The following is an 8,586-nucleotide window of genomic DNA, read 5'->3' as shown; positions in this document are numbered from 1 at the left end:
AGCGGCACGGCGGCGACGCCGGCGCCGTAGAACTCGACGAACTTGCCGACGACGCCGTGCTGGCGGAGCATCTCGGTGATCGTGAGGACGACGTCCGTGGCGGTCACGCCCGGCTGGATCTCACCCGAGAGCTTGAAGCCGACGACGCGCGGGATGAGCATCGAGATGGGCTGGCCGAGCATCGCGGCCTCGGCCTCGATGCCGCCGACGCCCCAGCCGAGAACGCCGAGGCCGTTCTCCATGGTCGTGTGCGAGTCGGTGCCGACACAGGTATCGGGGTAGGCCTGGCCGTCACGCACCATGATCGAGCGCGCGAGGTACTCGATGTTGACCTGGTGGACGATGCCGGTGCCCGGGGGGACGACCTTGAAGTCGTCGAACGCCGTCTGGCCCCAGCGGAGGAACTGGTAGCGCTCCCCATTGCGCTCGTACTCGATCTCGACGTTGCGCTCGAAGGCCTCAGGGCCGCCGAAGGCCTCGATGATGACCGAGTGGTCGATGACCATCTCGGCCGGGGCCAGCGGGTTGACCTTGTTCGGGTCGCCACCGAGGTTCTTGACGGCCTCACGCATCGTGGCGAGGTCGACGATGCAGGGCACGCCGGTGAAGTCCTGCATGATCACGCGGGCAGGCGTGAACTGGATCTCGGTCTCCGGGTTCGCCTTGGGATCCCAACCGGCGATGGCCTTGATGTGATCGGAGGTCACGTTCGCGCCATCCTCCGTGCGGAGGAGGTTCTCGGCGAGGACCTTGAGGGAGTAGGGAAGCTTCTCCACTCCGGGCACGGCCGAAAGGCGGAAAATCTCGTAGCTGTCCTCGCCAACCTCTAGGGTTCCGCGAGCGTCGAAGCTGTTCTGGCTAGCAGTCACGTCGGCTCCACTCGTTGTTCGATTGAATTTCTTCTTCGCGATCCCCGGGCAGGGGAAACGCCGAAGGCGTCGATCGGGACGCGGCCGTATTATCGAAGCCTCGACAAGCCGGGCCGCCTACCCGTGCGAGCACTTACTCTATTGTGTACCCACATCGTCCGCACTGGCACCCAACTTACCAGTACGCCCGTTATATTTAAAGACGGGACACGCCGGGACACGCGCCCGTCTTGCACTACGTCGAGGTAGGCACGTGGCACGATAAACGCCGTGGACGATCTCGAGAACATCCCCAAGGCCGACCGGCCGCCGATGCCCTTCCTCAAGGACACGTGGCAGCCGTGGGAGGACTACGCCAAGGTCGATGCCGACCTTGATCAGGGGAATGTCTCAGCACCGGCCGAGCTCGTGCCCGCGCTCGAACAGATAACCTCCGACGCGCAGTCGCAAGGGGTCGATCTCAAGATCGTGTTCACGCAGGAGGAGCTCCCCGTTGCCGCATGGGGTCGCGACCTCGCGGTGCGGCTCTCGCAGGACCACGCGGGGACCATCGTCGTGTTCACCCCCGATGCGATCGGTTCGCAGTCCGATTCGATCTCGCGGGCCAAACTCGAATCGGCGCAGGACGACGCTTACCGCGAGGGCGATCCCATCGCGGCAGCGGCGGTCTACGAGCACAAGGTCACCACGCCGGCTCCGCCCTGGGGGCTCATCACCGGAGCGGTCATCATCGTCATGCTCCTCGCCGTCGTCGCGTTCGTGCTCGCGCTGCGCCGAAGGACGCGCGGCTAGCCCGTTCCCGCCACACGTCCGATTCACCGAACGCCAATGGCGCTGGGCCAAGTACGTTGGCCGGTAGGGTTGCCCTACCCGCCGGGGTCGACGACGAAGAGCGCCGGTAGGCCCCCGACGAGGTTCGGCAGAAGAGTTCGACAAAGGAGTACCGGTCCGTGACCGACATCATTTCCAGCACGTCCAGCTCGCGTTCTTCCGGCGCTGGCGATGCCGAAGTCCTCGAGCAGCTCCTGTATCAGGTCAAGAAGGTCATCGTCGGTCAGGACGCGATGCTGGAGATGGTCCTCGCCGGGCTGCTCGCCCGCGGCCACGTACTCCTCGAAGGCGTGCCGGGCGTCGCGAAGACGCTCACAGTGGAGACCTTCGCCAAGGTCATCGGCGGTTCCTTCGCCCGCATCCAGTTCACCCCCGATCTGGTCCCCGCGGACATCGTGGGCACGCGAATCTACCGCCAGTCGAGCGAGGTCTTCGACGTCGAGCTCGGGCCGGTCTTGGCGAACTTCGTCCTCGCCGACGAGATCAACCGCGCACCCGCCAAGGTGCAGTCCGCGCTCCTCGAGGTCATGGCCGAGGGCCACGTGTCCGTCGGCGGCGAGACCTTCGAGGTGCCCAAGCCCTTCCTCGTGCTCGCGACCCAGAACCCTATCGAGAACGAGGGCGTCTACCCGCTTCCCGAGGCCCAGCGCGACCGCTTCGTCTTCAAGCTCCTCGTCGACTACCCGAGCCCGGAGGAGGAGCGGGAGATCGTCTACCGCATGGCGAGCACCCCGCCCACCGCCGAGCGTCTCCTCGACACCGAGCAGCTCGCGGCGATCCAGGACCGCGTCCGCGAGGTCTTCGTCCACCACTCGCTCATCGACTACGTCGTCCGGGTCGTCGACGCCACCCGTTCGCCCGAGCGTTTCGGTCTCGCCGATGTCGACCGCTGGCTCTCCTACGGCGCGTCGCCGCGCGCGACGCTCGGCGCCATCAACACCTCCCGCGCCCTCGCGCTCATCCGCGGCCGCGATTACGTCGTCCCGCAGGACGTCGTCGACGTGCTGCCCGCCGTCCTCCGCCATCGCCTCGTGCTCACCTACGACGCCCTCGCCGACGAGGTGGACGCCGAGCAGATCATCGGTCACGTGCTCGCGACGGTGCCGCTGCCGCAGGTGTCCGCGTCGGCCGCGCCGGTCAATCTGCCGCCGCAGGCCGCCGCTGCCCGCCAGCAGGGCGCCGCGCCTCAGCAAGGGATCCAGCACGGTGCTCAGGCGCAGGCACCCGGCCAGTACGCGTACCCGTCCCGGGCTCAGGGCCAGCCGGGCGGTCAGTACCAGGCCCAGGCCCCGGGCCAGTTCCAGGCCCAGCAGCTCCAGTACCCGGGCCGTCACGCCGGCCAGTACCCGCAGGGCCCGCAGGCGGCGGGCCCCGGCGGCTTCCCCCAGCAGCCGCCGCAGGCGCAAGCCCATACTCAGGCACAGGGGCAGGAACAGGGGCACGCTCAGGCCCATGACGCCGGAGGCCGCACCGCTCAGGACGCCCAGGCACATCAGGATCCCCACAGCAATCGGCCAGAGCAGGATCTCCAGGGACGGCAGGTCGATGAGCCCTCCGGTACCCAGGACACCTCCGGCGCCGACGGCTCCGACCCGCGCCACGCGCAGGACTAGTCGGGCGGTTCCACATGCGTACGTCCCTCTTCCGGGCGCGGCCCGGGGTCCCCGCCGCGAGCGAAACCGACAGCGTCGGCCGTCGCGACCGCCCCGGAGCCACCGGCAGTTCCCGAGCCTCGGACAGGGCGACCTCGCCCCGCACCCGCGAACAACTCGCGCGACTCGAGCTCAGCGTTATGCGCAAGATCGACGGCGTGCTCCTCGGTAACTACCAGGGCCTCATCCCCGGTCCCGGTTCCGAGCCGGGGGAGAGCCGCGAGTACGAGCTCGGCGACGACGTTCGACTCATGGACTGGTCTGTCACCGCGCGCACCGCGGTACCGCACGTGCGCCAGCCCATCGCGGACCGCGAGCTCGAGACGTGGATCCTCGTCGACCTCTCACCTTCGATCGACGTGGGTAGCCATGTCGACGCCGAAGGCAACGTTTCCACGAAGCGGGATCTCGCTCTCGCGGCCACCGCGACGTACGGATTCCTCTCGTCCACTGCAGGGAATCGCGTCGGCGCAGTCCTCCTCGGGGCGGGGGACGAGCCCGTCATCGTGCCTCCCGGCAGCGGCCGCGACCACGTCCGCGGGATCCTCGAGCGAGTGGCTAAGACGCCGTCCGTCGTCATCCACGAGGGGAGAGGTGCACGTGCCGACAGCGCCGCCGAGGAGAACGACGCGCAGAGGGACCTCGACAGAGCCGCCGGCGATGCCGGGAAGGCCGGTGATGCCCCGGAAGGCGAGCGGGACGGGCAGGCGAGCGGGATCGGCGAACGACTCCGCAACGGTTGGTCCGAGGCGCGGCGCAGGTTCCGAGCGGCGCGCCGGTATTCCGAACCGGCCGAGGCTGCGCCCTCGGCGCTCTCCCGCGGAGCCGCGAGCCTTCGTGGGCTCGCGCGGCGGCGCGGTCTCGTCGTCCTCGTCTCGGATTTCCTAGAGGAGTCGGACTGGGAGCGGGCGATGCGCATCGTCTCCAGCCGCCAGCAGATGGTGGCGGTACGCCTCACCGACCCGCTCGACGTCGCGCTGCCGCAGGTCGGTCGGATCACGCTTCGTGACGCCGCGAGCGACGAGCTCGTCGAGGTCGATGTCACCGCCGAGCAGGCGGCCACGTACGCCTACGCCGCAGCGCGGCACCGCACCGAGGTGGTCACAGCGCTCCGGCACTGCGGGGCGCCCGTGCTGTCGCTGCGCACGGATCGCGACTGGGTCCGCGACGTGATCGAATTCGCCGGGCTCCGTCGCAAGGGTGCCTTCCCCGACGGGGAGCGCGCGCTCGCCGATCTCGTGGAGGTGCGGCAATGAAGCTGAGTCTCACCGATTTCCAGCACCCCTGGTGGCTGCTGCTCGTCGTCGTGCCCATCGCGCTCATCGCGGGCTATGTGCTCGCGCAGCGCTCGAAGCGCCGGCGCAGCATCCGCTTCGGGAACATGGGGGCGCTGCGCGCGAGTCGAACCGAGAGGCGCCGCTGGTGGGTCCACGTTCCGGCGGTTGCGCTCGTGCTGGCGCTGCTCGCTCTCGTCGTCGCGCTCGGCGCGCCGCAGGCCGAGCAGAAGCAGGAGCGGAACCGGGCGACGGTCATGTTGGTCATGGACGTCTCGCTGTCCATGGAGGCAAAGGATGTCGCGCCGTCTCGCCTCGAGGCGGCGCAGATCGCGGCCAAGGACTTCGCGAACAACCTCACCGACGGGGTCAACCTCGGGCTCGTGAGCTTTGCGGGGACCGCCAATCTCCTCGTCGCGCCGACGACCGAGCGCGCTCCGGTGGAGAAGGCCGTGGACAACCTGCGGCTGGACCAGCGCACCGCTACGGGCGAGGCGATCTACTCCGCGACCCAGGCCATCGAGTCGTTCTCCACGAGCCTCGGCGGCCCGGACGCCGCGCCGCCCGCGCGCATCGTCCTGCTCTCCGACGGCAAGGAGACCGTGCCGCAGGACCCGAATTCCGAGCGCGGCGCCTACACCGCGGCGACGGCGGCGGGGCAGCAGAAGATCCCGGTGTCGACCATTTCGTTCGGTACCGTCGGCGGCTACGTCGATATCGAGGGAACGAAGCAGCCGGTCCCCGTCGACGACGCCTCGCTGGAACAGATCGCGAAGAACTCGGGCGGCGATGCCTTTACGGCCTCGAGCCTCGAGGAGCTCGACTCGGTCTACAACACCCTCGAAGAGCAGATCGGCTACGAGTACAAGCTCTCCGATGCGAGCCGCCCCTGGCTCGTGATTGGCGCCCTCCTCGCCTTCGTGTCTGCGGGGCTCTCGCTCGTCGCGAACCAGCGTCTGCCCTGATCCGGCGGGTCCGCCCGGGAGAGCCTCACGGCAGGGCAGGCGGGCCACGCCCCGGAGCCGGCGAAGAGGCGGGGTCTGGCCGTATCGGCGCCCTCCGGTGGGTAGGGTTAGCCACATGGCCTCCACCGCGCAGAACAACGCCGACAACGCTTCACAGAATGGCGCTCAGGACAGCATCTCGAGCGGAACCGGAGAGCCCCGCTCCGTGCTCGTCACCGGCGGTAACCGTGGAATCGGCAAGGAGATCGCCGCGCGGCTCCTCGCCGACGGACACAAGGTCGCCGTTACGGTCCGTGAGGGCGCCCAGGGCGAGCCGCCGACCGGCGCGCTCCCCGTCGTCTGCGACCTCACCGACTCCGCGTCCATCGACGACGCGTTCTCCCGCGTCGAAACCGAGCACGGCCCGGTCGAGGTGCTGGTCGCGAGCGCCGGCACTAACAAGGACACGCTGCTCATGCGGATGTCCGAGGACGATTTCTCGGCCGTCGTAGACGCGAATCTCACCGGCGCGTTCCGGCTCGTCAAGCGGGCCAACCGCGCGATGCTCAGGGCGCGCTTCGGTCGCATCATCTTTATCGGCTCGGTGGTGGGGCTCGCGGGCACCGCAGGGCAGGCCAACTACGCCTCCTCGAAGGCCGGGCTCGTGGGACTGGCCCGTTCCATCGCACGCGAAATCGGATCCCGCTCGATCACCGCGAATGTCGTCGCCCCCGGCTTCATCGACTCGGGAATGACCTCCGAGCTCCCCGAGAACCTCAAGGAGCAGGCACTCGCCGCCATCCCGATGGGACGTTACGGCGATCCGGCCGAGGTCGCCGGCGTGGTGTCGTGGCTCGCCGGCCCCGATGCCGCCTACGTCAACGGCGCTGTCATCCCCGTCGACGGCGGCCTCGGCATGGGGCACTAGTCCCGCCGTCCACCGTCATAGACAATCGCGCCACACCACCACTGGCCGCGCCCCACTGCGGCACCGGCTCCAGATAAATCCAGGCAACTCCAGGGAAGAAGGGCTCACCATGAGCGACGTCCTCGCCGGCAAAACCATCCTCGTCACGGGTGTCATCACCGACGCCTCCATCGCATTCTCCATCGCGAAGAAGGCACAGGAGGAGGGCGCGACGGTGATCCTCACCGGATTCGGTCGGGTCTCCCTCGTCAAGGCGATCGCCAAGCGGCTGCCCACGACGCCACCGGTCGTCGAGCTCGATGTGCAGAACATCGAGCACCTAGACACGCTCGCCGATCGCCTCCGTGAGCACACCGACCATCTCGACGGAGTCGTCCACTCGATCGGGTACGCCCCGCCGAGCGCTCTCGGTGACGGCTTCCTCGATACGCCGTTCGAGGACGTCTCCACCGCGATCCACATCTCCGCGTACTCCTACGCCGCCCTCGCGAAGGCCGTCCGGCCGCTCCTTCGCCCCGGCGCCTCGATCGTGGGCATGGATTTCGATCCCCGCACCGCGATGCCGTTCTACAACTGGATGGCCGTGTCGAAGAACTCGCTCGAGGCGGTCAACCGCTACGTCGCCAAGGAGCTCGGCCCCGAGGGGATCCGCTCGAACCTCGTCGCCGCGGGCCCCGTCAAGACACTCGCCGCAAAGTCCATCGCGGGTTCGGCGATCGGCGACGGCAACGAGCTCGACCAGCTCGAGGTCGAGTGGGCGCGCCGCGCACCGCTCGGCTGGGACGTGAACACCGCGGCGCCCGTCGCCTCTACCGTCGTCGCCGCGCTCTCCGACCTCATGCCCGCCACGACCGGCACCGTGATCTACGCCGACGGCGGTTTCGGCTCCGTCGCTTTCGCGTAGTGGCTCGGACTCGCAGGCAGGAAAGAGAGAAGACGTTGACGACCAAGGACGACCCAGCAGCCCGGACGGACGGCGAAACGCCCTCCGGCGCGACTTCGCCGCTCACTCCTTCCGGTGTCGGTACCGGCCCCGTCGAGGCACTGATCCTCCTCTCGTTCGGCGGCCCGGAAAAGCCCGAGGACGTCATGCCGTTCCTCGAGAACGTCACTCGCGGCCGCGGAATCCCCCGCGAGCGGCTCAGCGAGGTAGCCGAGCACTATCTGCACCTGGGCGGACGCAGTCCGATCAACGCGCTCAATCTCGAGATCATCGAGAACCTGCGCGCCGAGCTCGCCGAGCGCGGACGCGATCTGGAGGTCGTCTTCGCCAACCGCAACTGGGAGCCCTACGTCGAAGACGCCGTCGCCGAGCTCGGTGCCCGCGGCGTCCGCCGGGCCGCGGTCTTCGCCACCTCCGCGTGGGGCGGATACTCGGGCTGCGCCCAGTACCAAGAGGACATCGAGCGCGCCCGCAACTCTGCCGGAGATTCCGCTCCCGAGCTCGTCCGGCTCGGCCAGTTCTTCTCCGCCGAGACCTTTGTCGCGCTCAATGCCGAGGCCGTCTCCGCCGCGCTCGGCGACGCCCGGACGGCAGGGGAGTCCCCGCGACTCGTGTTCACCGCGCACTCCATCCCGGAATCGGCGGACTCGGACTCGGGCCCCGCCGGAGCGGGCCGCCTCTACAGCCGTCAGATCGCCGAGGCCGCCGCGCTCGTCGCCGCCCGCGTGGGCGCTGACGATTTCGATCTCGTCTGGCAATCGCGCTCGGGCCCGCCGCAGATCCCGTGGCTCGAACCGGACATCGTCGACCACGCCACCGCCCTCGCCGCTGCGGGGGAGACCTCCCTCGTGGTGTGCCCGATCGGATTCATCTCCGACCACGTCGAAGTGATCTGGGACCTCGACTCCGAGCTCGCCGAGGCCTGCGAGGAGCTCGGGCTCGCCCTCCGCCGCGCCGCGACCCCCGGCCCGCGCAGGGCGTTCGCCTCGCTGATCCTCGACCTTCTCGACGAGGTGGAAACGGGCACCGAGGTCCCGCGCATTGGCCATGTGCCGAGCTACGGCTGCCGCATCGACGGCAGGCGCTGCGCCGAGTTCTGCTGCGGACGTCCCTCGCCAGTCCTCGACTAGGCCAGACGAACCGGG

General features: G+C 69.0%; 7 protein-coding genes and 1 pseudogene. 7 read left to right on the top strand and 1 reads right to left on the bottom strand.

Translation table 11 applies throughout. The features are described 5' to 3' along the window. Positions 1-869, bottom strand: an 869-nt coding sequence (locus V7E05_RS12730; RefSeq protein ID WP_333620013.1) for an aconitase family protein, incomplete at its 3' end; no start/stop codon positions are given. Between the two features lie 270 nt (positions 870-1,139). Between V7E05_RS12730 and V7E05_RS12725 the strand changes: the two genes are divergently transcribed. The 7 genes and pseudogenes from V7E05_RS12725 (at position 1,140) to V7E05_RS12695 (ending at position 8,571) form a co-directional block, all read left to right on the top strand. After that, a complete protein-coding gene (locus tag V7E05_RS12725) occupies positions 1,140-1,661 on the top strand; it encodes an Rv1476 family membrane protein (protein ID WP_333620012.1) in 522 nt (173 codons plus the stop codon). 170 nt (positions 1,662-1,831) lie between these two features. Then, positions 1,832-3,043, top strand: a pseudogene (locus V7E05_RS12720) (AAA family ATPase); the annotation flags it as partial. Positions 3,044-3,327: 284 nt separating this feature from the next. Then, positions 3,328-4,608 carry a DUF58 domain-containing protein gene (locus V7E05_RS12715; protein WP_333620011.1) on the top strand — a complete coding sequence of 427 codons (1,281 nt, stop codon included), beginning with the start codon at positions 3,328-3,330 and terminating at the stop codon, positions 4,606-4,608. A 2-nt stretch (positions 4,609-4,610) separates the two neighbouring features. Further along, positions 4,611-5,591 (top strand): VWA domain-containing protein, encoded by a 981-nt coding sequence (locus tag V7E05_RS12710; protein WP_333620015.1) that lies wholly within the window; start codon positions 4,611-4,613, stop codon positions 5,589-5,591. 115 nt (positions 5,592-5,706) lie between these two features. After that, entirely contained in the window at positions 5,707-6,498 is a 792-nt protein-coding gene (fabG, locus tag V7E05_RS12705) for a 3-oxoacyl-ACP reductase FabG (protein ID WP_333620010.1), read from the top strand. Positions 6,499-6,607: 109 nt separating this feature from the next. Beyond that, positions 6,608-7,402: an NADH-dependent enoyl-ACP reductase InhA gene (inhA, locus tag V7E05_RS12700; RefSeq protein ID WP_333620009.1), complete on the top strand. Its 795-nt coding sequence runs from the start codon at positions 6,608-6,610 to the stop codon at positions 7,400-7,402. A 140-nt stretch (positions 7,403-7,542) separates the two neighbouring features. Beyond that, the gene (locus V7E05_RS12695) at positions 7,543-8,571 is read left to right on the top strand and encodes a ferrochelatase (RefSeq protein ID WP_333620014.1); all 1,029 of its coding nucleotides are present in this window, start codon (positions 7,543-7,545) and stop codon (positions 8,569-8,571) included. The last annotated feature ends 15 nt before the right edge of the window (positions 8,572-8,586 follow it).

The organism is Dietzia sp., from assembly GCF_036741115.1.
Classification (GTDB): Bacteria; Actinomycetota; Actinomycetes; order Mycobacteriales; family Mycobacteriaceae; genus Dietzia.
Note: the sequence above shows the minus strand (reverse complement) of the source record. Positions and strands in the feature narration are given on the sequence as shown.

Bases quoted from the DNA above. Each gene is read 5' to 3' on its own strand.
- V7E05_RS12715 (WP_333620011.1), top strand. From the start codon at position 3,328: ATGCGTACGTCCCTCTTCCGGGCGCGGCCCGGGGTCCCCGCCGCGAGC.
- inhA (WP_333620009.1), top strand. From the start codon at position 6,608: ATGAGCGACGTCCTCGCCGGCAAAACCATCCTCGTCACGGGTGTCATC.
- fabG (WP_333620010.1), top strand. From the start codon at position 5,707: ATGGCCTCCACCGCGCAGAACAACGCCGACAACGCTTCACAGAATGGC.